The sequence below is a fragment of the Streptomyces sp. NPDC005374 genome, from assembly GCF_042872225.1.
Lineage (GTDB): Bacteria > Actinomycetota > Actinomycetes > Streptomycetales > Streptomycetaceae > Streptomyces.
Genome location: NZ_JBIAKA010000019.1, coordinates 15,833 through 37,945 on the forward strand (window position 1 = coordinate 15,833; position 22,113 = coordinate 37,945).

At 70.8% G+C, this 22,113-nt stretch carries 19 protein-coding genes; 10 read left to right on the plus strand and 9 right to left on the minus strand.

Translation table 11 applies throughout. The features are described from left to right. The first annotated feature begins 2 nt into the window (after positions 1-2). Positions 3-2,738, plus strand: coding sequence for an alkaline phosphatase family protein (locus ACFYRX_RS37280; RefSeq protein WP_389109903.1), 2,736 nt, complete (start codon positions 3-5; stop codon positions 2,736-2,738). A gap of 61 nt (positions 2,739-2,799) precedes the next feature. Here ACFYRX_RS37280 and ACFYRX_RS37285 read toward each other — a convergent pair whose 3' ends face one another. The 6 genes from ACFYRX_RS37285 to ACFYRX_RS37310 form a co-directional block, all read right to left on the minus strand. Then, positions 2,800-3,960 carry a serine hydrolase domain-containing protein gene (locus tag ACFYRX_RS37285; RefSeq protein ID WP_389109906.1) on the minus strand — a complete coding sequence of 387 codons (1,161 nt, stop codon included), beginning with the start codon at positions 3,958-3,960 and terminating at the stop codon, positions 2,800-2,802. A gap of 35 nt (positions 3,961-3,995) precedes the next feature. Continuing rightward, positions 3,996-4,454: an organic hydroperoxide resistance protein gene (locus ACFYRX_RS37290; RefSeq protein WP_389109909.1), complete on the minus strand. Its 459-nt coding sequence runs from the start codon at positions 4,452-4,454 to the stop codon at positions 3,996-3,998. 107 nt (positions 4,455-4,561) lie between these two features. Next, positions 4,562-5,023 (minus strand): MarR family winged helix-turn-helix transcriptional regulator, encoded by a 462-nt coding sequence (locus ACFYRX_RS37295; protein WP_389109912.1) that lies wholly within the window; start codon positions 5,021-5,023, stop codon positions 4,562-4,564. Further along, on the minus strand, positions 5,020-5,778 hold the full coding sequence (locus ACFYRX_RS37300) for an energy-coupling factor ABC transporter ATP-binding protein (protein WP_389109915.1): 759 nt from the start codon (positions 5,776-5,778) through the stop codon (positions 5,020-5,022). Before ACFYRX_RS37300 ends, ACFYRX_RS37295 begins: the two co-directional genes overlap by 4 nt. Then, complete coding sequence (gene cbiQ / locus ACFYRX_RS37305; protein WP_389109918.1) at positions 5,766-6,527, minus strand: cobalt ECF transporter T component CbiQ; 762 nt, start codon at positions 6,525-6,527, stop codon at positions 5,766-5,768. The genes ACFYRX_RS37300 and cbiQ overlap by 13 nt, the downstream gene beginning before the upstream one ends. A gap of 1 nt (position 6,528) precedes the next feature. After that, complete coding sequence (locus tag ACFYRX_RS37310) at positions 6,529-7,572, minus strand: energy-coupling factor ABC transporter permease (protein ID WP_389109921.1); 1,044 nt, start codon at positions 7,570-7,572, stop codon at positions 6,529-6,531. 167 nt (positions 7,573-7,739) lie between these two features. Here ACFYRX_RS37310 and ACFYRX_RS37315 point away from each other — a divergent pair, with 167 nt between their 5' ends. Then, a complete protein-coding gene (locus ACFYRX_RS37315) occupies positions 7,740-8,087 on the plus strand; it encodes an SsgA family sporulation/cell division regulator (RefSeq protein WP_389109924.1) in 348 nt (115 codons plus the stop codon). Here ACFYRX_RS37315 and ACFYRX_RS37320 read toward each other — a convergent pair. The 3 genes from ACFYRX_RS37320 to ACFYRX_RS37330 form a co-directional block, all read right to left on the minus strand. Further along, entirely contained in the window at positions 8,084-9,763 is a 1,680-nt protein-coding gene (locus ACFYRX_RS37320) for a penicillin-binding transpeptidase domain-containing protein (RefSeq protein ID WP_389109927.1), read from the minus strand. The genes ACFYRX_RS37315 and ACFYRX_RS37320 overlap by 4 nt on opposite strands. Before the next feature lie 96 nt (positions 9,764-9,859). Beyond that, positions 9,860-11,476, minus strand: a complete 1,617-nt coding sequence (locus ACFYRX_RS37325) for a penicillin-binding transpeptidase domain-containing protein (RefSeq protein ID WP_389109930.1) — start codon at positions 11,474-11,476, stop codon at positions 9,860-9,862. 126 nt (positions 11,477-11,602) lie between these two features. Next, on the minus strand, positions 11,603-13,342 hold the full coding sequence (locus ACFYRX_RS37330; RefSeq protein WP_389109932.1) for a dolichyl-phosphate-mannose--protein mannosyltransferase: 1,740 nt from the start codon (positions 13,340-13,342) through the stop codon (positions 11,603-11,605). Between the two features lie 95 nt (positions 13,343-13,437). Between ACFYRX_RS37330 and rsmI the strand changes: the two genes are divergently transcribed. From rsmI to ACFYRX_RS37370, 8 genes are all read left to right on the plus strand, one after another. Further along, positions 13,438-14,295, plus strand: coding sequence for a 16S rRNA (cytidine(1402)-2'-O)-methyltransferase (rsmI, locus tag ACFYRX_RS37335; protein ID WP_389109935.1), 858 nt, complete (start codon positions 13,438-13,440; stop codon positions 14,293-14,295). 248 nt (positions 14,296-14,543) lie between these two features. Continuing rightward, positions 14,544-14,933 carry a hypothetical protein gene (locus ACFYRX_RS37340; RefSeq protein ID WP_389109938.1) on the plus strand — a complete coding sequence of 130 codons (390 nt, stop codon included), beginning with the start codon at positions 14,544-14,546 and terminating at the stop codon, positions 14,931-14,933. A gap of 53 nt (positions 14,934-14,986) precedes the next feature. After that, positions 14,987-15,871, plus strand: coding sequence for a TatD family hydrolase (locus ACFYRX_RS37345; protein ID WP_389109940.1), 885 nt, complete (start codon positions 14,987-14,989; stop codon positions 15,869-15,871). A gap of 118 nt (positions 15,872-15,989) precedes the next feature. Then, a complete protein-coding gene (locus ACFYRX_RS37350) occupies positions 15,990-17,366 on the plus strand; it encodes a ubiquitin-like domain-containing protein (RefSeq protein WP_389109943.1) in 1,377 nt (458 codons plus the stop codon). A 30-nt stretch (positions 17,367-17,396) separates the two neighbouring features. Further along, positions 17,397-18,269, plus strand: a complete 873-nt coding sequence (gene rsmA, locus ACFYRX_RS37355) for a 16S rRNA (adenine(1518)-N(6)/adenine(1519)-N(6))-dimethyltransferase RsmA (protein ID WP_389109946.1) — start codon at positions 17,397-17,399, stop codon at positions 18,267-18,269. After that, a complete protein-coding gene (locus ACFYRX_RS37360; protein WP_389109949.1) occupies positions 18,266-19,165 on the plus strand; it encodes a 4-(cytidine 5'-diphospho)-2-C-methyl-D-erythritol kinase in 900 nt (299 codons plus the stop codon). The genes rsmA and ACFYRX_RS37360 overlap by 4 nt, the downstream gene beginning before the upstream one ends. A gap of 49 nt (positions 19,166-19,214) precedes the next feature. Further along, complete coding sequence (locus ACFYRX_RS37365) at positions 19,215-21,017, plus strand: ABC-F family ATP-binding cassette domain-containing protein (protein WP_389109952.1); 1,803 nt, start codon at positions 19,215-19,217, stop codon at positions 21,015-21,017. Between the two features lie 254 nt (positions 21,018-21,271). Beyond that, positions 21,272-21,967, plus strand: coding sequence for a LuxR C-terminal-related transcriptional regulator (locus ACFYRX_RS37370; protein ID WP_389109955.1), 696 nt, complete (start codon positions 21,272-21,274; stop codon positions 21,965-21,967). The last annotated feature ends 146 nt before the right edge of the window (positions 21,968-22,113 follow it).

Below are 22,113 nucleotides of genomic sequence, written 5' to 3' on the forward strand. Positions count from 1 at the left end.
CCATGCAGGTAACACGGCGTATCAGAGAGAAGGACCCGGTCGGACGCGTCAGCCGCCGGGCCGTACTCGTGACGGCCGGGATCGCCGTCGCCCTCGGCGTCACCGGCACCGCGGTCGCCTCGACCTACCAGTTCGGCACCCAGCAGGTCGCGCAGGACACCGCCAGGGGCGAGGTCATCTCCAGCGACCAGTACCTCAAGCCGTACGGCAGCCGTACCGTCATCAACGACGGCAAGATCATGTCGTCGACGGTCAGCCCGGACGGCAGCCACCTCGCGGCCGCGGTCACCGACGGCGACGCGGCACTCGTCATCATGGACCTGGCGACCGGACAGGTGAAGCAGAAGATCGGCGCCAACGCGGCGGACGACCTGCGCATCAGCACTGCCGCGATCGGCCAGGAAGGCCCGACGTACTCGCCCGACGGCAAGCAGCTGTGGCTGGGCCAGGCCGACGGCTACACGAAGTTCACCGTGAACGCGGACGGCACCCTCGCGAGCCCGACGGCCGTCCCCGTCGCGGCCGTCGGCTCCCAGCAGGCGCTGGTGGGCGCCGCCGTGTTCTCGGCCGACGGCTCGACCGTGTACGCCGCCGTCAACGGCCAGAACAAGGTGGTCGCCATCGACGCGGCGACCGGAACGATCAAGCAGAGCTGGGCCGTCGGCAACGCGCCCCGCGGACTGGCCCTGGTCGGCGGCAAGTTGTACGTCAGCAACGAGGGCGGGCGACCGGCCGAGGCCGGCGACACCACCATGAACTCCTACGGCACCCAGGTGCCCGCCGACCCCGAGACCGGCGCCTCGACCTCCGGCACGGTCAGTGTCATCGACACCCTTGGCGGCAAGGCCGTCCAGACCATCGCCGTAGGCCTGCACCCCACCGCCGTGTACGCGAAGAAGGGCGCGGTGTTCGTCACCAACACCGCCGACAACAGCGTCTCGGTCATCGACTCCCGCAAGGACAGGGTCGTCCAGACCATCGCCACCCAGCCCTGGCCCGAGGCGAAGGTCGGCTACGAGCCCGACGCGGTCACCCTCACCGACGACGGCCGGCTCCTGGTGACGCTGGGCCGGGCCAACGCGGTCGCCGTCTACCGGTACAAGTCGGCGCAGGAGCCCGCCAGTTACGTCGGCCTGCTCCCCACCGACTACTTCCCCGCCGAGATCACCACCGTCGGCAAGAAGGTCGTCGTCTCCAACACCCGTGGCATCGACGCCCGCCGCCCCACCACCGCCTCCGGACACGGCACCCACGACACCACGTCCAGCCTCACCGAGTTCACGCTGCCGAGCGACCTCGTCATCAGGTCCCAGACCGCCAAGGTGTTCCAGCAGAACGGCTGGACGCCCGGCTCGGTCACGACCGCCAAGGGCAGGAGCCACGCCAAGCCCGTCCCGGTCCCGGCACGCCTCGGTGACCCCTCGACGATCAAGCACGTCTTCCTGCTCGTCAAGGAGAACCGCACCTACGACCAGGTCCTCGGCGACCTCCCGCAGGGCGACGGCGACCCGGCGCTCACGACCTTCGGCGCGAACGTCACCCCCAACCAGCACGCCCTGGCCCAGCAGTACGGCCTCTACGACAACTTCTACGACATCGGCACCAACTCCGCCGAGGGCCACAACTGGCTGATGCAGTCGGACAACCCGGAGTACACCGAGTCCTCCGCCGGTGAGTACACCCGCAGTTACGACACCGAGAACGACGTCCTCGGCCACCAGAAGTCCGGGTTCATCTGGACCGGCGCACAGGCGGCCGGCAGGTCGGTCAAGGACTTCGGCGAGTTCCAGTCGACGGAGTCCAAGCCGGCCGGCGCCACCTGGCAGAACCTGTACTGCGACACCAAGACCATGGCGGCGACCGGGGCGGGGACCCAGTACCCCATCCAGACGGGTTCGGCGATCCCGTCACTCAACGACGTGTCGGTGCAGGGCTTCCCGATGTTCGACCTCAGCGTCCCGGACATCTACAAGGAACAGATCTGGCAGCAGGACTTCGAGAAGAACGGCCCCGCGAACCTGAACATGTTCTGGTTCTCCAACGACCACACCGGTGGCCCGGCCAACGCCTCCGCCGAGGTCGCCGACAACGACCTCGCGGTCGGCCGGATGGTCGACGAGATCTCCCACAGCAAGTACTGGAAGGACTCCGCGATCTTCGTGGTCGAGGACGACTCCCAGAACGGCCTCGACCACGTCGACGGCCACCGTGCCCCGGTCCAGGTCATCAGCCCCTACGCCCAGCACGGCACCGTCGACAGCCACTACTACACGCAGATCACGATGATCCGCACCGTCGAGCAGATCCTCGGGATCCACCCGATGAACCAGAAGGACAGCGCGGCCACACCCATGTACGGCGCGTTCACACCGAAGGCGGACACCACCCCGTTCACGGCGGTTCCCAACCGCACCTCGCTGACCCTCGGCGTGAGCCCCACGCCCTCCTGCGGCGTGGACACCCCGGCCGCCCAGGACGCCGACGCGGCCCCCGCGCCGACCTCCGCGGCCATACCGGCGGCCAAGCAGGACCTGGCCGCGCAGTGGAAGACCTGGGCCTCGCACCAGCGGCTGACCGGCGCGCACGCCGTGCCGGACTACGCCAACGCCGAGCAGATGAACCGCTACACCTGGTACCAGACGCACAACTGGACCACGCCGTACCCGGGCGACAAGAAGGTCTTCACGCCGAACGCCGTACCCGGCGCCTACCTGCCGTCGCCGGAGTCCGACGGCTGAGCCGGTCCGGCCGCTCCTGGCTCCCGGGACCTCGTGACCGGAAGCCAGGAGACCCCGGGGGTCACAGCGCCGCCCGTACCGCCCGCACCAGCGCCTGCGCCCTCGGGTCCGCCGTGACCGTCTTGCGGAAGCCGTTGGTGACATAGCCGAAGGCGATACCCGTGTCCGGGTCGGCGAAGCCGAGGGAGCCGCCGCGGCCGGGGTGCCCGAAGGAGCCGGGGCCGAGCAGCGGGGACGCGCTGCCGTGCAGCATGTAGCCAGGGCCGAAGCGGGTGTTCACGACGAGCACGCGGTCCGGGCCCGTCGACTCCTCGGTACGGGCGAGTTCGACCGTGGCCGGGTCGAAAAGGCGCGTCCCGTCGACCTCGCCGATCAGTGCCGCGTAGATCCGGGCCAGCCCGTCGGCCGTCGCGATCCCGTTGGTCGCGGGCAGCGCGCTCGCCCGGTACGCCGGGTCGTTCTGGTCGGGGAAGGGGGTGATCGCTGCGAAGGCGCGGCGGGTGAGGGAGTCGGGATCTTCGTAGGCCTCGGTGACGGACCGCTTGGGGCGGGCACGCAGGGCACCGGCCGGCTCCGGCGTCTCGACGCGGCCCACCCGGCCGGTCCGTCCGGCCGCCTCCTCTTCCGGCGGCAGCCCGAGCCAGAACCCGGCTCCGAGCGGTCCGGCGATCTCCCGCGCGATCCACGCCCCGGCGCCGAGCCCCGTCACCCTGCGCACCAGCTCGTCCAGCATCCAGCCGTACGTCAGCGCGTGGTACCCGTGGTCCGTGCCGGGCTCCCAGACCGGGGCCTGCGCGGCGACCGCCTCGGGGCCCTTCAGCGGGTCCAGGGCCTCCTGCGGGGTGAGCGGCCGGTCCAGCACCGGCAGTCCGGCCCGGTGGCCCAGCACATGCCGGACCAGGACCCTTTCCTTGCCGCGCGCCTTGAACTCGGGCCAGTACTCGGCCACCGGCGCGTCGAGGTCCAGCAGCCCCCGCCGGCGCAGCAGCAGGGGTACGGCGGCGGCGATTCCCTTGGTCGCCGAGCGCACGAGCTGCGCGGTGCCGCGCTGCCAGGGCTCGGTGCCGTCAACGTCCCGGGTGCCGGCCCACAGGTCGACGACCCTGTGCCCGTCCCGGTACACGGCGACGGCGGCGCCCCGGTCACCGAGCGTCTCGAAGTTCCGCGCGAACGCGTCCCTGACCGGCTCGAAGCCCTCGGCGACTGTGCCGTTCACGTCCACGTCCGTGCTCCTCCTGCTGTGGCCCGGTGCCTCTCTCAGCCAAGCAGAATCGTCACGTCGATGTTCCCCCGGGTCGCGTTCGAGTACGGGCAGACCTCGTGGGCCGCGTCCACCAGCTTCGCCGCGATGCCCGCGTCGAGGATCGGGAGGGAGACGCTCAGGGCGACCGCGAGGCCGTAGCCGCGGTGCTTGTTGGGGCCGATGCCGACCTTCGCGGCGACCGTGGAGCCGCTCAGGTCGTAGCCCATGCGGTTGCCGACGAGGATCAGCGCGTTGTGGAAGCAGGCGCTGTACCCGGCGGCGAAGAGCTGCTCCGGGTTGGTGCCGTTGCCGTCCCCGCCGAGCGCCGGCGGCATGGCGACCTTCAGATCGATCTGGCCGTCCTGGCTGGTGACATAGCCGTCGCGACCGCCGTGCGCGGTGGCCTCGGCGACGTACATGATCTTCGTCGGACGGGTGTCGACGGCTGTGTCGACTGCGGTGTCGTCACTCATGGCTGGCCCCCCAAGGAACAAGTGCGCGCAAGTATATCGTGCACAAGGTACCGGCCGGTAGGTTCGGGCCTGACCATCAGGGGGTGGCAACCTCGGGTAACAGGAGGTCAGCGAGGGCGCTCGGAAGCCTCGTTCGCTCTCTCCGTGAGCCCCCACAACTCGTTGCGCAACCTGGAGACCCCCTCGGAGTCGAGCCCCGTCGCGGACAGGAGGGCGCCGGGGACGCGGGCCGCGCGCTCCCGGAGTTCCTCCGCGCGCTCCGTGCACGCAACGAGGACCGAGCGCTCGTCGGCCGCCGCGCGCTCCCGGCGTACGAGCCCCGCGCTCTCCAGCCGCTTGAGCAACGGCGACACCGTGCCGTAGTCCAGTCGCAACGCCCCCGCGAGCTCCTTCACGCCGATCTCCCCGCGCTCCCACAGCACCAGCAGCACGAGGTACTGCGGATAGGTGAGCCCGAGCTCGTCGAGGAGCGGCCGGTACGCGGCGGTCACCGCGCGCTGGGCGGCGTACAGCGCGAAGCACAACTGCTCGTCCAGAAGCAGCGACCCGGCGTCCTCTTCGTTCGTCACGCGCCCATTGTCACGGACCGCGGGTCGAATCCGAAGGGCAGCTCCAGCCGGTGGGCGCGCATCAGCTCGTCGTCGGCGAGGAGTTCGGCGGTCTTCCCGTCCGCGGCGATCGTGCCGTCGCTCAGGATCATCGAGCGCGGGCACAGTTCGAGGGCGTACGGCAGGTCGTGCGTGACCATCAGCACGGTCACGTCCAACGAGCGCAGAATGTCGGCGAGTTCACGCCGGGAGGCCGGGTCGAGGTTGGAGGAGGGCTCGTCCAGGACGAGGATCTCCGGCTCCATGGCGAGCACCGTCGCCACCGCCACCCGGCGACGCTGGCCGAAGGAGAGGTGGTGCGGGGGCCGCTGCGCGAAGTCCGCCATGCCGACCCGCTCCAGGGCGGTCCGCACCCGCTCCTCCAGCTCGGGGCCCCTGAGCCCGGCCGCCGCAGGACCGAACGCCACGTCCTCGCGCACGGTCGGCATGAAGAGCTGGTCGTCGGGGTCCTGGAAGACGATGCCGACCTTGCGCCGGATCTCGGCCATGTTCTTCTTGTCCACGGGCAGTCCGGCGACCTTCACCGAGCCCACCCCGCCGCCCAGGATGCCGTTGAGGTGCAGCACGAGGGTCGTCTTGCCGGCGCCGTTCGGGCCGAGCAGCGCGACCCGCTCGCCGCGCGCGATCGAGAAGTCCACGCCGAACAGGGCCTGGTGTCCGTCGGGGTAGGCGAAGGCGAGGCCGGAAACGTCGAGGGAAGGTGTCACAGGGTCCATCCCAACACGCAGACGACGAGGGCGGCGACGGGGAGGGCGAAGGCGTACGACCACTGCGCCCGGGACGCGGTCACCTCGTCGATCACCGGCATCGAACCGGCGTACCCGCGGCTGACCATGGCCAGGTGCACCCGCTCGCCGCGTTCGTAGGAGCGGATGAACAGCGCGCCGGCCGACTTCGCGAGGACGCCCCAGTGCTTGACGCCGCTCGCCTCGAACCCGCGCGACTCCCGCGCGATCCGCATCCGCCGCATCTCGTCGGTGATGACGTCGCCGTAGCGGATCATGAAGGACGCGATCTGGACGAGGAGCGGCGGGAGCTTGAGGCGTTGCAGGCCGAGGAGCAGTTCGCGCAGTTCGGTGGTGGACGCGAGCAGCACCGACGCGGCGACGCCCAGGGTGCCCTTGGCGAGCACGTTCCAGGCGCCCCACAGGCCGTTCACGCTCAGGGACATGCCGAGCACCTCGACCCGTTCGCCCTCCGCGACGAACGGCATGAGCACCGCGAACGCCACGAACGGCACCTCGATCAGCAGCCGCTTCAGCAGGAAGCCGGCGGGCACCCGGGCGGCGTACGCGACGACGCCCAGCAGCACGGCGTACAGGGCGAACGCCCACATCGCCTCCCGCGGGGTCGAGACGACGACCACCACGAAGGCGAGGACCGCCGCGAGTTTCGTGTGCGGTGGCAGGGCGTGCACCGGCGAGTGCCCGTGCCGGTACAGCTTGTGCGCGTGTCCGGCACCCATGTCAGACGCCGGTGCCGACGGGCGTGGTGTCGGCGCCGCGCCGCCTGCGCACCGCCCAGAACACCGTGCTGCCCGCGACGACGGTGACACCGACGCCGATGACGCCCGCCAGCCCCCCGGACAGGCGGGCGTCCTCGACGTCCCGCACGCCGTAGTCGGCGAGCGGGGAGTCCGCGTTGGCGTGCGCCTCGGCCTTGGCGTCGATGCCCTTGTCGGCGGCGACCTTCTCCAGCCCGTCGGGGTTCGCGGACGCGTAGAAGCTGACGAACCCGGCGAGGACCAGCGAGGTCACCAGGCCCGCGATCCACACCGTGCGGTGCGAACGGGCGGCGACCGGGGCCTTCTCGGCGGCGGGCACGTCGACGAGCTCACCGTTCACCCGCAGCCGCAGCTTCTGCTCCAGTCCGCGCGCGCCGTACACCAGGTCGGGGCGTACGGCGACGACGGCACCCACGGTGAGCGCGGTGATGGCGGCCTCGCCGATGCCGATGAGGACGTGGACGCCGATCATGGCGGTGGCGACCTTGCCGATGGAGACGTCGGTGGTGCCGCCGACCGCGTAGATGAGGGTGAAGGCGACGGCCGCGGCGGGCACCGAGAGCACCGCGGCGACGAAGGAGGCGGCCGTGATCGAACTGCGCCTGCGCGGCAGCACCTTCACCAGGCCGCGGAAGACGGCGTACGCGACGACCGTGGTGACGACGGCCATGTCGGTGATGTTCACACCGAGCGCGGTCAGACCGCCGTCCGCGAAGAGGATGCCCTGCATGAGCAAAACCACGGACACACACAGGACCCCTGTGTACGGGCCCACGAGGATCGCGGCCAGCGCCCCGCCGAGCAGATGTCCGCTGGTCCCCGCGGCGACCGGGAAGTTCAGCATCTGTACGGCGAAGATGAACGCCGCGACCAGGCCCGCCAGGGGCGCGGTGCGCTCGTCCAGTTCGCGGCGGGCGCCGCGCAGGCTCACCGCCACGGCGGTCGCGGCGACCACTGCGGTCGCTGCCGAGATGGGGGCGTCTATGAATCCGTCAGGCACATGCACCGTTAGATGATGTGGCTTGTTGCGAACCTTTTGCAAGAGAGGGGTGACGCGAACAGCGAATCGCAGGCTTGCGGTCCCGGGGCCGTGATCCGGGAAATGTGCGACGCTGGAGAAGGAATGGATGCACAGCTTCCGCACAGGTTACGCAGCGTGAGAGGCCCGTCACGATGTCTGTAGTCGAACAGTACGCACGAGCCCACATCGTTTCGGACGCGGACATCGCGCAGGACGAGGCGGTCCCGGTGGTCCTGCGCTACGACCCCGAGACCGACCCCCGCTCGGTGCGGGTCGGCCTGCCGGGCACCCACGAGTGGACGTTCTCCCGCGCTCTGCTGGAGCAGGGGCTCAGGACACCGGTGGGCAGCGGCGAGGTACGGGTGTGGCCGTGCGGCCGGGTGCAGGCCGTGGTGGAGTTCCACTCCCCGCAGGGGGTGGCGGTGGTGCAGTTCGAGCAGAAGGCACTGCTGAGGTTTCTCCGGCGGACGTACATGGCCGCCTCCCCCGTGCCGAACTAGCCGCCCATCTTCAGCAGGGCCGCCACGATCGGGCCCGCCGTGTCGCCGCCGTGGCCGCCCGCCTGGGCGACGCCCGCCGCCGCGAGGTCGCCCCGGTACGCGGTGAACCAGCCGTTGGGCTTCTTCTGGCCGTCGACCTCCGCGGAGCCGGTCTTCGCGCCGACGTTGCCGTAGACCCCGGACATCGCCTCGGCCGCCGTGCCGTAGCCCGCCGTGTACGCCATCAGCTCACGCAGCTGCGCCAGCGTGCCCGCGGACATCGTGCGCGAGGCCGTGGCCAGTGTGCGGCCGTCGACCGTCGGGGACACCAGGTAGGGCTGCTTGAAGGTGCCCGACTCGATGGTGGCGGAGACCGACGCCATGTTCAGCGGGTTCATGCGCACCCCGCCCTGGCCGATGAGCGAGGCCGCCTTCTGGGCCGCGCTCTGCACCGGGACCGAGCCGTCGAAGGACGGGACGCCGATCGCCCAGTTGTCCATGGACAGACCGAACACCTGCTGGGCCTGCTTGGTCAGGCTGTCGTTGTCCAGCTTGCCCGCCTGGCTGATGAAGGCGGTGTTGCAGGAACGGGCGAAGCTGGCCTTGAAGGTGCCGCCCTTGATCTCGAACTTGTCGTCGTTCTGGAACTTCCAGCCGCCGTACGTGAAGTACTTCGGGCAGGGATGCGCCTTGTCCGGCGACGCGAGGTCCTTCTCGATCAGCAGCGAGGAGGTGACGACCTTCATCGTGGAGCCCGGGGCGAGAGAACCCTGGAAGGCGGTGTTGAAGCCCGGGTTGGCGTTGGCCACGGCGAGGATCTCGCCGGTCGAGGGGCGCAGGACCACGACGGAGGACCGGGCCTGCGTCTTCACCTGGCGCTCCGCCGCCGCCTGGAGCGTCGGGTTCAGGGTCGTCTTCACGGTGCCCGGGGTGCCCTTGCTGAGCTCCACCAGGGTCTTGTCGGAGTCTTTGGCCTTGGCGGACCCGGACGCCTTGCCGCGGATCACCCGCAGTTCGATGCCCGCCTTGCCGCCGGCCTTCTTGCCGTACTTCTCCCGCAGCCCGTCCAGCACCGTGCCCAGGGAGGGGTACTTCGCGGCGGTCAGCTCGCCGCCGTCCCGGTCGAACGCCTTGACGGGCGGGGTCCCGGACTCGCCGGTGACCAGGGTGTCGCCGTCCTTCAGGTCGGGGTGGACGACCGCGGCGGTCCAGCCGACCTGCGGCTTCCCGGTGCCGGTGTTGCGGACGACGGTGAGTGAACTGCCGTACGCCAGCGGCTTGGTGAGGCCCTTGTACGACACCGTGGCCTTCACCGAGAAGGGCACCTTGTCGCCGGTGCGGGTGCCCGGGGTGAGGGTGACGCCGGTGATGTGCGCGTCCTTGGTGTAGCCGGTCAGGAGGGCGGTGGCGGCCTTGGCGTCGCTGGTCGCGGCGGCCGCCGTGGTCACCTTGCCCTGCTGCCACGAGGTGAGGAAGGCGGTCGCGGTGGAGGTCACCTCGGTGGCCGACAGCGGTCCGGTTTTGACCTTCGGCTTGTGGTCCTCGGCCACGGTCTGCGTCCGGTCGTCGGCCGCGGCCCCGGAGCCGTACAGCGCGTAGACGCCGAAGCCGGCGCCGCCCACGACCACGGCGATCATCCCGCCGATCACGGCGGGCCTGGTCTTCCGTCGCTCGGCGACGCGCCTTCTGTTACCCACGATCTACGCTTCCTCCGCGCTGTCTCAGGGTCCCCGTCGCCCTCATGCATCCCAACGACGGCCACAGCCTAGAGTCCCTGCCCTGCGAGGGTGACTTCAGCCTGCGGCTCGTAGCACAGCTGCGACAATCGGGCCCGCCGCCTCGCCGCCGTGTCCGCCCTCCTCCGTCATGGCCGCCGCGGCGACGTCGTTGCGGAAACCGGTGAACCAGCTGTTGGACACCTGCTGTCCGTCGACCTCCGCCGAACCGGTCTTCGCGCCGATGTCCCCGCCGAGCCCCGCCATCGCCTTCGCACCCGTGCCCTGGGTCGCGGTCAGCCGCATCATCTGCTTCAGCTGGGAGGCCGTGTTGTACGGCAGCCCCTTCGCGGTGGCCAGTTTCCGGTCGTCGAGGTCGGGCGAGACCAGGTAGGGCTGGCGGAAGTCGCCGGTGATGGCGGTGGCGGTCACCGAGGCCATGTTCAGCGGGTTCATCTGGACCTGGCCCTGGCCTATCGCGCCCGCCGCACGGTCCGGGCCGCTCACGGCGGGCACCTTCCCGTCGAAGGAGACGACGCCGGTCTTCCAGTCCTCACCGATCCCGAACCGGTTCTGCGCCTCTTCGGTCAGCGAGTCGTCGGTGAGCGGCTTCTCGTCGATCAGCTTGATGAAGGCGGTGTTGCAGGACCGCATGAAGCTGTTGGCGAGCGTGGCACCCTCGTCGGGCTGCATGCCGGTGAGGTTCTTGAACGTCTGTCCCTGCCACACGGCACTGTCCGGACAGGGCGCCGGGCCGTTCATCGAGGTCACGCCGTTGTCGATGAGCATCGCGGCGGTGATGATCTTCATGGTGGAGCCGGGGGCCTTGGTGCCCTCGAAGGCCGCGTTGAAGGCGTCCGTACGGTTGTTGGCCACGGCCAGCACCTCGCCGGTGCTGGGCTTGACGGCGACCACCGACGACTGCCCGTACAGCTTCACGGCCTTCTCGGCGGCGGCCTGCGCGGTCGCGCTGAGCGTGGTCTCCAGCTTGCCCGCCTTTCCCTCGGCGAGGGTCAGCAGCGAGGTGTCGGGCGTCTCGTCCGGGTGCTTGACGACCAGCTCGATACCGGGAGTGCCGCCGGCCTCGGCCCCGTACTTCTCGCGCAGGGCGTCCAGGACCGGACCGAGCGAGGGGTACTTCTCCTTGCTCAGGACCTTGCCATTGCGGTCCACCGCCTCGATGGACGGGTTCGCGGACTCGCCCGTGACGAGCCTGTCCTCCGCCTTCAGCTGCGGATACACCACGGAGGGCTGCCAGTCGACCAGCGCCTTGCCGGTGGTCACCCCGCGCACGACGGTCAACTTGCTCCTGTACGCGAGCGGTTTCGACTTCCCGTCGTACGACACCGTCGCCTTCACGCTGTACGGCACGGTGGCGCCGGCCGCCTTGCCGGGCGTGATGCGTACGTCACCGATGTGCGCGTCCGTCTTGTAGCCCGCCAGCAGCACCTCGGCCGTCGTGCTGTTGTTCGTGAGCGCCGCAGCGCTCGCCGCGTCGCCCTTCTCCCAGGCGGCGAAGAAGTCCTTCGACGTCTTCGTGATCTCGTCGGCATCGGGCGGCCCGCTCCTGACACCGCCCGAACCGCTCCCGTCGTCGCTCATCGCCGACACGAAGTTGTACGCCCCGTATCCGGCCCCGCCGACCATCATGGCGAACACCGTGCTGACGACAGCGACCTTCACCCCCTTGGCCATGGTCTGGCCCCCTCCCCGATTACCCCGTTGGCTGTGGGCACTCTAGGCGGGAGGTGTGACACCCGGGGCGGGAGTTTCCTGATTCGTCGGAGCAGGTGCTCAATCACATACGTGAATTTCAGCCCCCTAGACCCACGTATCCAGCCACATCCGCGACCGCCAACTGTCGATCGGGATCGCCGTGCCCGTGTACAGGGGCCAGAAGTAGATGAAGTTCCAGGCGATCAGGAGGACCAGGACTCCTGCCGCGGTGGCGCCGGCCACGCGGCGGGTGTCGGTGGCGCGTGGGGGGCCGAGGAGGGCGCCGATGAGCATGGCCACGGCCAGACAGAGGAAGGGGAGGAAGACGATCGTGTAGAAGAAGAAGATCGTGCGTTCCTGGTAGTTGAACCAGGGCAGGTAACCGGCCGCGATACCGCAGGCGATGGCGCCCGCACGCCAGTCGCGGCGGAAGAACCAGCGCCACAGGATGTACAGGACGGCGAAGCAGGCCGCCCACCACAGGAGCGGCGTGCCGATCGCCAGGACCTCGCGGGCGCACTTCTCGCCCGCGTCCGCCGGGCAGCCGTCGGTGCCGGGCGAGGGGGACTCGTAGAAGTACGAGACCGGTCGGCCGTCGACGAGCCAGCTCCACGGGTTGGACATGTACGTGTGCGGCGAGGACAGGCCGACGTTGAACTTGTAGACCTCGTGCTCGTAGTGGATCAGGCTGCGCCACCAGTCGGGCAGGAAGGTCCAGCTGCCGCCCTTGCCGTCGGTCGCGGCCCAGTTGCGGTAGTAGCCGCCGGTGCCGTCCGTGGGGGAGAGGATCCAGCCGATCCACGAGGTGACGTAGGTGACGACCGCGACCGGCACCATGGCCAGGAACGCGATGCCGAGGTCGTGGTTGATGACCGCCTGGTAAGGGTGCCGCGCGCCCGCGACCCGGCGGGAGCCGACATCCCACAGCACCGTCATGACGCCGAAGGCGATGAGGAAGAACAGTCCGTTCCACTTGGTGCCCATGGCCAGGCCGAGCAGCAGGCCCGCCAGCCAGCGGTACGGCCGCCAGCCGAGCCGGAGCGTGTCCGCGACCCCCGCGTCGGGGCGTACGAGCCCGTAGGCGTCGACCGGCAGCGCCGCCGCGAGTTTCTCCCGTGCCCGGTCGCGGTCGATGACCAGACAGGCGAACGCGGCCAGCACGAAGAACATCAGCACACCGTCGAGCAGCGCGGTCCGCGCCATCACGAAGGCCAGGCCGTCCACCGTCATCAGCGCGCCCGCGAGACAGCCGAGGAACGTCGAGCGGAAGAGGCGCCGGCCCACCCGGCACACGATCAGTACCGACAGCGTGCCGAGCAGCGCCGTCATGAACCGCCAGCCGAACGGATCGAACCCGAACATCAGCTCGCCGAGCCCGATGACGTACTTGCCGACCGGCGGATGCACCACATAGGCGGCTTCCGTCGGCAGCGCGACGTGCCCGTTCGAGGACAGGAGCTGGCTGTCGACGTTCTTGCCCCAGCTGAGCTCGAAGCCGCGGTGGACGAGCGCCCACGCGTCCTTCGCGTAGTACGTCTCGTCGAATATCACCTTCTTCGGGCTGCCCAGGTTCCAGAACCGCATCAGGCCCGCCACCAGCGTCACCAACAGCGGTCCGAGCCAGCCCGACCAGCGTGTGACGCGCTCGGCAAGCGCCCCGGGCACGCCCAGGACCTGCCACATCCGCGGGCTGGGCTCGACGTAGGGCGGCACCAGGCGCTCGCGCACATCGCTTCTGGCCGGCGCCGTGTAGCCGAATCGGCGCAGCCTCTGCTGCCACGACGGCCGCCGGTCCTGGGGGGCCTGGTCCTGCCGGGTGTCCGTGGAGGACGCGGTACTGGTCACCGCGCCATCGTAGGGAACGGCGCTGTGTGCGTCCCGCGCATGGGTGGACAGACGCGGATGCGTCCGGATCCGGCGGCCCCTGGGAGGATGGGCGCGTGACAGTCGAGCCCGGAACCCTGGTCCTTGCCGGAACCCCCATCGGCGACGTCGCCGACGCCCCGCCCAGGCTCGCGCAGGAGCTGGCCGGGGCCGACGTGGTGGCCGCGGAGGACACCCGCCGCCTGCGACGCCTGACCCAGGCGCTGGGTGTCACGCCCAAGGGGCGCGTGGTGTCGTACTTCGAGGGCAACGAGGCGGCGCGTACGCCCGAACTCGTCGAGGAACTCCTCGGCGGCGCACGTGTGTTGCTCGTCACGGACGCCGGCATGCCGTCGGTCTCCGACCCCGGGTACCGGCTGGTCGCCGCCGCCGTCGAGAAGGACCTCCGCGTCACCGCCGTACCGGGCCCCTCCGCGGTGCTCACCGCGCTCGCGCTGTCCGGGCTGCCCGTGGACCGGTTCTGCTTCGAGGGGTTCCTGCCGCGCAAGGCCGGCGAGCGGCTCTCGCGCCTGCGGGAGGTCGCCGGGGAGCGGCGCACCCTCGTGTACTTCGAGGCCCCGCACCGGCTCGACGACACCCTCGCGGCGATGGCCGAGGCGTTCGGGGCCGAGCGGCGGGCGGCCGTGTGCCGGGAGCTGACGAAGACGTACGAGGAGATCAAGCGGGGGTCGCTGGGCTTCCTCGCCGAGTGGGCCGCCGAGGGCGTCCGGGGCGAGATCACCGTCGTGGTCGAGGGGGCGCCCGAGAAGGGCGCCGAGGAGGTCGACGACGCGGAACTGGTGCGCAGGGTGCGGGTGCGGGAGGAGGCGGGGGAGCGCCGCAAGGAGGCGATCGCCGCGGTGGCCGTGGAGGCCGGAGTGCCCAAGCGGGTTGTTTTCGACGCGGTCGTCGCCGCGAAGAACACCGCTCCCTGACCTGCCCGGATGAACTGGGTCACACCCCCTCTGAGCAGGGCGCACATCGTCTGAGCGTGCGCCCCATGTACGTGCCAAAGGGGTGCCTCGGAATGCAAAGTCCCGCGCGGCGTGGCGGGGTGGTTTGGCAAGGAACGCCCAAATCGCCTCCAACACTCGACAGGGCTGTCGCGCAGGTGCCGGCGGAGGCGTCCACTGGAGTGAGGGACGTACCCGTCCTCCACTCCAGCGGACACACAGGAGCTGGCATGAGCGAGATCGCAGGGCACCCCGGTGCCACGGCAGTCGTCAACGAGTCCTACTCCTTCGCCTGCATGCGCTGCGGGCACGGATGGGAGCAGTCGTACGAGATCGAGCACCACATCGACGGCAGCGGCCGTGAATTCGTGCAGTACGTGGTGAACGGCCGGGTCGTGCCTTCTCCGCTCTCCAGGCCCACGTGCGGGAACTGCGACAACCACGTCGTGCGGATCATGCGGCCCGGCCGGGTCGCCTCCGCCCGTGACGCGGCACACCGGCAGCACCGCACACCCCCCGCCGGACCCGTGGAGGTGCCGGTGGCCGCGGACGGGTCGGTGGACCAGCACCACTGGCACCTGTCCGACCTCCTGCACGTCTTCCAGCGCAAGGCGAGCTGACCGCTTCCCTCCCGCGGATCCGGGCGGGCGTGCCCCTTTCGTAGGATCGGGGCATGCCTTCGAACAGCTCTCGCGAGAAGAACGCGGCGCCGCCGCTCCCGGCCCCCCTGCGGGTACCGGTCGCCGACTCCCACACCCACCTGGACATGCAGGACGGGACCGTGGAGGAGAAGCTCGCGAAAGCCGCGTCGGTGGGCGTGACCACGGTCGTCCAGGTCGGCTGCGACGTCCGCGGCTCGCAGTGGGCGGCTGAGACCGCGGCCCGGTACGACGCCGTCCACGCCGCCGTCGCCCTGCACCCCAACGAGGCCCCGCGCATCGTCCACGGCGACTCCGACGGCTGGTCCCGGCAGGGGGAGCGAAAGGCGGGAGGCACGGGCGCGCTCGACGACGCGCTCGCCGAGATCGACCGCCTCGCAGCACTTCCGCAGGTCAAGGGCGTCGGCGAGACCGGCCTCGACCACTTCCGCACCGGGCCCGAGGGCAAGGAGGCGCAGGAAGCCTCCTTCCGCGCCCACATCGAGATGGCCAAACGGCACGGCAAGGCCCTGGTCATCCACGACCGCGACGCCCACGCCGACGTCCTGCGCGTGCTGAAGGAGGAGGGCGCCCCCGAGCGCACCGTCTTCCACTGCTACTCCGGCGACGCCGAGATGGCGGAGATCTGCGCCCGCGCCGGATACTTCATGTCCTTCGCAGGCAACGTCACCTTCAAGAACGCCCAGAACCTGCGGGACGCGGTCGCCGTGGCCCCCGTCGAACTCCTCCTCGTGGAGACCGACGCGCCCTTCCTGACTCCGGTGCCGTACCGCGGACGGCCCAACGCGCCCTATCTCGTTCCGGTCACGGTGCGCGCCATGGCCGCCGTGCGCGGCATCGACGAGGACGCGCTGGCCACGGCACTCGCCGCCAACACCGCACGCGCCTTCGGGTACTGACCCCGTCGAACGTAACTCCGGGTAGCCGCGTCGCTTTGGAGAGTGACGGTCGCTCCGCTAGGTTCTGTGGGCCCGATCCGGACCCCGATGGACTTTCGGCCCCCTGGAGCGTGTCGGCGTGAGCAACTCGCAGTCGCAGTACGAGACGTACGAGGCCTATGAGACGTACGAGCCGTACGGACCGACCGAGCCGTACGGCGGTTTCGACGTGCCTCCCGTCGATCCGTACACCGCGGAGACCCTCGTGTACGGCATGCACATGGCGCCGGACGCGGCGCAGGCGCCGTACGAGGACACCTACCGGCCCGCCTACGAGGCACCGGGCCCGGTACCCCTGCCGTCCCCGCGTGCCGCGGCGGGGAGAGCCGCGCGCCGGCGCAGGGCGCGGTACGTGGAGCGGCCGGACAGCGCCATGCGCCGGCTGCTTCCGCAGGCGCTCGTCGTCGCATTCCTCGCGGGCGGCACCGCCGCGTTCGTCGCCGAGGACAAGGCGATCGAGCTGACCGTCGACGGGAAGCCGCGCACGCTGCACACCTTCGCCGACGACGTGGGCGAACTCCTCGCGGAGGAAGGGGTCGCGGTGGGAGCGCACGACGTGATCGCGCCCGGGCCCGGCGACGAACTCGCCAGCGGTGACGAGGTCGCGGTGCGGTACGGGCGCCCCGTACGGCTCACGCTCGACGGGCACCGCAGTGAGGTGTGGACCACCGCGCAGACCGTGCAGGGGGCGCTCGAAGAGCTGGGGGTGCGCGCGCAGGGCGCGTACGTGTCCACCTCGCGCTCACGGCACATCGGACGGGAGGGGCTCGCGCTGGACGTGCGCACCGAGCGCTCCGTCACGGTCATGGCGGACGGCCGGGCCCGGACGATCCGGACGAACGCGGCGACCGTGGCAGAGGCCGTCGAGGCGGCCGGGGTCACGCTGAGCGGGATGGACACCACCTCGGTGCCGGCGGGGAGTTTTCCGCGCGACGGCCAGACCGTCACGGTGCTGCGGATCACCGGGACGCAGGAAGTGCGGGAGGAACAGATCCCGTTCCGGGAGGAGCGGACCGAGGACCCCTCCGTGTTCAAGGGCACGGAGATCGTCGAGCAGGCCGGGGTTCCCGGGATGCGGCGGGTCACCTACTCCCTGCGGACCGTCAACGGGGTGAAACAGAAACCGCGCCGGATCCGCGTCGAGATGGTCCGGGAGCCCCGGGCGCAGATCGTGAAGGTGGGCACGAAGCCGATGCCGACGTCCGTGCAGGGAGCGGATCACCTGAACTGGCAGGGTCTCGCGGTGTGCGAGTCCGGAGGGCGGCCGAACGCGCAGGACCCCTCCGGGACGTACGGCGGGCTCTACCAGTTCGACACGAGGACCTGGCAGGGGCTCGGCGGCTCCGGGCGCCCCCAGGACGCACCGGCCGCCGAACAGACGTTCCGCGCGAAGAAGCTGTACGTACGGCGCGGGGCGAGCCCGTGGCCGCACTGCGGGGCCCGCCTGCACGGATGAGGGCGCCCGGACCGCAGTTAGGCTGTCCACGTGAGCAGCCCCTCCCCAGACACCCTCTTCGGCGCCGCCGACATCCGTGAACTCGCGGCCGCCCTCGGCGTACGACCCACCAAGCAGCGCGGCCAGAACTTCGTGATCGACGCCAACACGGTCCGCCGGATCGTGCGGACCGCCGGCGTACGGGACGACGACGTGGTCGTCGAGGTGGGACCCGGCCTCGGCTCGCTCACCCTCGCCCTCCTGGAGGCCGCCGACCGCGTCGTCGCCGTCGAGATCGACGACGTCCTGGCGTCCGCGCTGCCCGCCACCGTCGCCGCGCGCATGCCGCACCGGGCCGGGCGGTTCGACCTGGTGCACTCCGACGCCATGCAGGTGACCGAACTGCCGGGCCCCGCGCCCACCGCGCTGGTCGCGAACCTGCCATACAACGTCGCCGTACCCGTGCTGCTGCACATGCTCGACACCTTCCCGAGCATCGAGCGCACCCTCGTCATGGTCCAGGCGGAGGTCGCCGACCGGCTCGCCGCGCCACCCGGGTCGAAGGTGTACGGCGTCCCGTCCGTGAAGGCCAGCTGGCACGCCGAGGTCAAGCGGGCCGGGTCGATCGGCCGCAACGTGTTCTGGCCCGCGCCGAACGTCGACAGCGGGCTCGTCGCGCTCACCCGGCGGACCGAGCCGGTGAAGACGACCGCGTCCAAGCGCGAGGTGTTCGCCGTCGTCGACGCCGCGTTCGCCCAGCGGCGCAAGACTTTGCGGGCAGCGCTCGCCGGGTGGGCGGGTTCGGCGGCCGCCGCCGAGACGGCCCTCGTGGCGGCCGGGATCTCGCCCCAGGCCCGCGGCGAGTCGCTCACCGTCGAGGAGTTCGCGCGCATCGCGGAAAGCAAGGAGCCGGTCCAGCAGTGAGCGTCACCGTCCGCGTCCCCGCCAAGGTCAACGTCCAGCTCGCGGTCGGCGCCGCCCGGCCCGACGGCTTCCACGACCTCGCCAACGTCTTCCTCGCGGTCGGCCTCCACGACGAGGTGACCGTCACGCCCGCCGAGGAGCTCCGCGTCACCTGCGCGGGGCCGGACGCCGGCCAGGTCCCCCTCGACCGCACGAACCTCGCGGCCCGCGCGGCGATCGCGCTCGCCGAACGCCACGGCATCGACCCCGCCGTGCACGTCCACATCGCCAAGGACATCCCCGTCGCCGGCGGCATGGCCGGCGGCAGCGCGGACGGCGCCGGCGCGCTGCTGGCCTGCGATGCGCTGTGGGGGACGGGTGCCTCCCGCGAGGAACTGCTCGACATCTGCGCCGAGTTGGGCAGCGACGTGCCGTTCAGCCTGGTCGGCGGGGCCGCGCTCGGTATCGGGCGCGGTGAGCGGCTCACCAGCCTGAAGGTCGGCGGGAGTTTCCACTGGGTGTTCGCGATGGCCGAGCGCGGGCTGTCGACCCCGGCCGTCTTCCGGGAGTTCGACCGGCTCACCGAGGGAATCGTCGTCCCCGAACCCGTCGCCTCCGAGCAGCTGCTCGACGCCCTGGCCGCGGGCGACCCGGAGTCACTCGCCGCCGCCGTCTCCAACGACCTCCAGCCCGCCGCCCTCTCGCTCTTCCCGGAGCTCACCGACACCCTCGCGGCGGGCAGCGCCGCGGGCTCCCTCGCCGGACTCGTCTCGGGCTCAGGGCCGACCACGGCGTTCCTCGCCCGTGACGCGGAGTCGGCGGTGAAGATCGCGGACGCGCTGCGGGCGTCCGGTACCTGCCGGACCGTGCGCACGGCGTCGGGGCCGGTGCCGGGTGCGACGGTGATCGGGGCATAGGCGTCGGACTACCCTGGAGGGTCGATCGATCCCCCTGGGCAGGAGAGTAATGGCCGTCAATCTGGTCAATGTCGAGAACGTCAGCAAGGTGTACGGCACCCGTGCCCTGCTGGACGGTGTCTCGCTCGGCGTCTCCGAGGGCGATCGCATCGGCGTCGTGGGCCGCAACGGCGACGGCAAGACCACCCTGATCCGCATGCTCGCCAAACTGGAGGACGCCGACACCGGGCGCGTCACGCACTCCGGCGGGCTGCGGCTGGGCGTGCTCACCCAGCACGACTCCCTGGACCCCACGGCGACCGTCCGGCACGAGGTCATCCGGGACATGGCCGACCACGAGTGGGCGGGCAACGCCAAGATCCGGGACGTGCTCACGGGCCTGTTCGGCGGGCTCGACCTGCCCGGCTTCCCGCAGGGGCTCGACACCGTCATCGCGCCGCTCTCCGGCGGTGAGCGCCGCCGTATCGCCCTCGCCAAGCTGCTCATCGAGGAACAGGACCTGATCGTCCTCGACGAGCCCACCAACCACCTCGACGTCGAGGGCATCTCCTGGCTGGCCAAGCACCTGCGCGAGCGCCGGTCCGCGCTCGTGTGCGTCACCCACGACCGGTGGTTCCTCGACCAGGTCTGCACGAGCATGTGGGACGTGCAGAAGGGCGACGTCTTCGAGTACGAGGGCGGGTACTCCGACTATGTCTTCGCGCGTGCCGAGCGCGAGCGGATCGCCGCCACCGAGGAGACCAAGCGGCAGAACCTGGTCCGCAAGGAGCTGGCCTGGCTGAGGCGCGGGGCGCCCGCGCGGACGTCGAAGCCGCGGTTCCGGATCGAGGCCGCCAACGAGCTCATCGCCGACGTGCCGCCGCCGCGGGACAGCAGCGAGCTGATGAAGTTCGCGTCCTCGCGGCTCGGCAAGACGGTGTTCGACCTGGAGGACGTGACCGTCCAGGCCGGGCCCAAGGTGCTGCTGAAGCATGTGACCTGGCAGCTCGGTCCGGGTGACCGGATCGGTCTCGTCGGGGTCAACGGCGCCGGGAAGACGTCCTTGCTGCGGGCCATGGCCGAGGCCGCGCGGACCGGGGGCGAGACACAGCCCGTGGGCGGGCGGGTCGCCGTCGGCAGGACCGTGAAGCTGGCCTATCTGTCGCAGGAGGTCACCGAACTCGATCCCGCGCTGCGGGTGCTGGAGGCCGTGCAGCAGGTGCGCGAGCGCGTCGACCTCGGCAAGGGCCGCGAGATGACCGCGGGGCAGCTGTGCGAGACGTTCGGCTTCAACAAGGAGAAGCAGTGGACGCCGGTGGGGGATCTGTCGGGTGGTGAGCGTCGACGGCTGCAACTGCTGCGGCTGCTGATGGACGAGCCCAACGTGCTGTTTTTGGACGAGCCCACGAACGACCTCGACATCGAGACCCTGACGCAGCTGGAGGACGTCCTCGACAGCTGGCCCGGCTCGATGATCGTCATCTCCCACGACCGGTTCTTCGTCGAGCGGACCACCGACCGGGTCTTCGCGCTGCTCGGTGACGCGAGCCTGCGGATGCTGCCGCGCGGCATCGACGAGTACCTGGAGCGGCGGCAGCGGATGGAGGCGGCGGCGGCCGCGGCGGCGCCTGTGGTGGACAAGCCCGTCGCCGAGAAGAGCGCCGCGGATCAGCGGGCCGCCAAGAAGGAGCTCCAGAAGATCGAGCGGCAGCTCGACAAGATCTCCGAGAAGGAGACGAAGCTGCACGGTCTGATCGCCGACAACGCCACCGACTTCGCGAAGGTGGCCACGCTCGACGCCGAGCTGCGGGACCTCGCCGGGGAGCGCGAGGAGCTGGAGATGCGGTGGCTGGAACTGGCCGAGGACGCGTGAGGTCTGTCAACCGCGAAATCAGACGAAACCCAGAAATTCCATCGATCCGGGGCACTTCTCACCAGTAGGGGAAGCGCAACGTCGAACAAGCGTGTAGCTTCCGGGGGCATGAAGGGCGGGGGAGCCGGGAGGGGGCCCCTGTCCATGGGATCAGTGGGCATCCATAGTGGGACATCCACAAAAGGGGCCCACAAGCGGGGCATCCATAGTGGGGCATTCACGCGGGTCCATTGGGGGGACTGGGGGGTTGCTCGATGGGAGTTCGGCTCATGGTGGTCGACGACCACCGATTGCTCGCCGAGGCGCTGGCCTCGGCACTGAAACTGCGCGGGCACCGGGTGCTCGCGGCGGCGGCGCCTGCCGCGGGGGCGGCGGAGCTGGTGATCAGCCGTGCGCCCGAGGTGTGTCTGCTGGGGACGGCCACGCCTGCCGAGCCGGGGATGTTCGATCCGATCGTGAAGATCAAGCGCGAGCGGCCGCAGGTGGCGGTGCTGGTGCTGGGGCCGGTGCCGAGTCCTCGCGGGATCGCCGCCGCGTTCGCCGCGGGGGCCTCCGGCTATGTGCGGCACGATGAGCGCATCGAGGGGGTCGAGCGGGCGATCATGAAGGCTCGGGCGGGGGAGGCGGCGGTCGCTCCGCAGTTGCTGCAGGGGGCGTTCAGTGAACTGCTCAATCCCGCGGCCCAGCCTGATGACGAGGGGCAGCGGTTGCTTCAGATGCTGACGCCTCGGGAGGTCGAGGTGTTGGTGAGGGTGGCCGACGGGGAGGACACGCGGCTGATCGCGGCGGGGATGGGGATAGCGCCGTCCACGGCTCGGACCCATGTGCAGCGGGTGCTGATGAAGCTGGGGGTGGGGTCCCGGTTGGAGGCGGCGGCGCTGGCGGCTCGGACGGGGTTGCTGGACCGGGCTGGTCCTGTGCCGCAGCCTCCGGCGGTTGGGCCGTTGTGAGGCTGCGGGTTCGGTGGGGGCGGGGGTTTTTGCGCAGTTCCCCGCGCCCCTGAGGTGGGTGGGTGGGTCGGGGCCGGGGGGGGGGGGGGGGGGGCGCCGGGGGGGGGGGGGGGGGTCGGGTTTGTTTGCCGGGGGGGGCGCCCCCG

Bases quoted from the DNA above. Each gene is read 5' to 3' on its own strand.
- cbiQ (WP_389109918.1), bottom strand. From the start codon at position 6,527: ATGGGTGCCGGACACGCGCACAAGCTGTACCGGCACGGGCACTCGCCG.
- ACFYRX_RS37365 (WP_389109952.1), top strand. From the start codon at position 19,215: ATGGCCGTCAATCTGGTCAATGTCGAGAACGTCAGCAAGGTGTACGGC.
- ACFYRX_RS37325 (WP_389109930.1), bottom strand. From the start codon at position 11,476: ATGGCCAAGGGGGTGAAGGTCGCTGTCGTCAGCACGGTGTTCGCCATG.
- ACFYRX_RS37370 (WP_389109955.1), top strand. From the start codon at position 21,272: ATGGGAGTTCGGCTCATGGTGGTCGACGACCACCGATTGCTCGCCGAG.
- ACFYRX_RS37300 (WP_389109915.1), bottom strand. From the start codon at position 5,778: ATGGACCCTGTGACACCTTCCCTCGACGTTTCCGGCCTCGCCTTCGCC.
- ACFYRX_RS37315 (WP_389109924.1), top strand. From the start codon at position 7,740: ATGTCTGTAGTCGAACAGTACGCACGAGCCCACATCGTTTCGGACGCG.
- ACFYRX_RS37280 (WP_389109903.1), top strand. From the start codon at position 3: ATGCAGGTAACACGGCGTATCAGAGAGAAGGACCCGGTCGGACGCGTC.
- ACFYRX_RS37340 (WP_389109938.1), top strand. From the start codon at position 14,544: ATGAGCGAGATCGCAGGGCACCCCGGTGCCACGGCAGTCGTCAACGAG.
- ACFYRX_RS37345 (WP_389109940.1), top strand. From the start codon at position 14,987: ATGCCTTCGAACAGCTCTCGCGAGAAGAACGCGGCGCCGCCGCTCCCG.
- ACFYRX_RS37290 (WP_389109909.1), bottom strand. From the start codon at position 4,454: ATGAGTGACGACACCGCAGTCGACACAGCCGTCGACACCCGTCCGACG.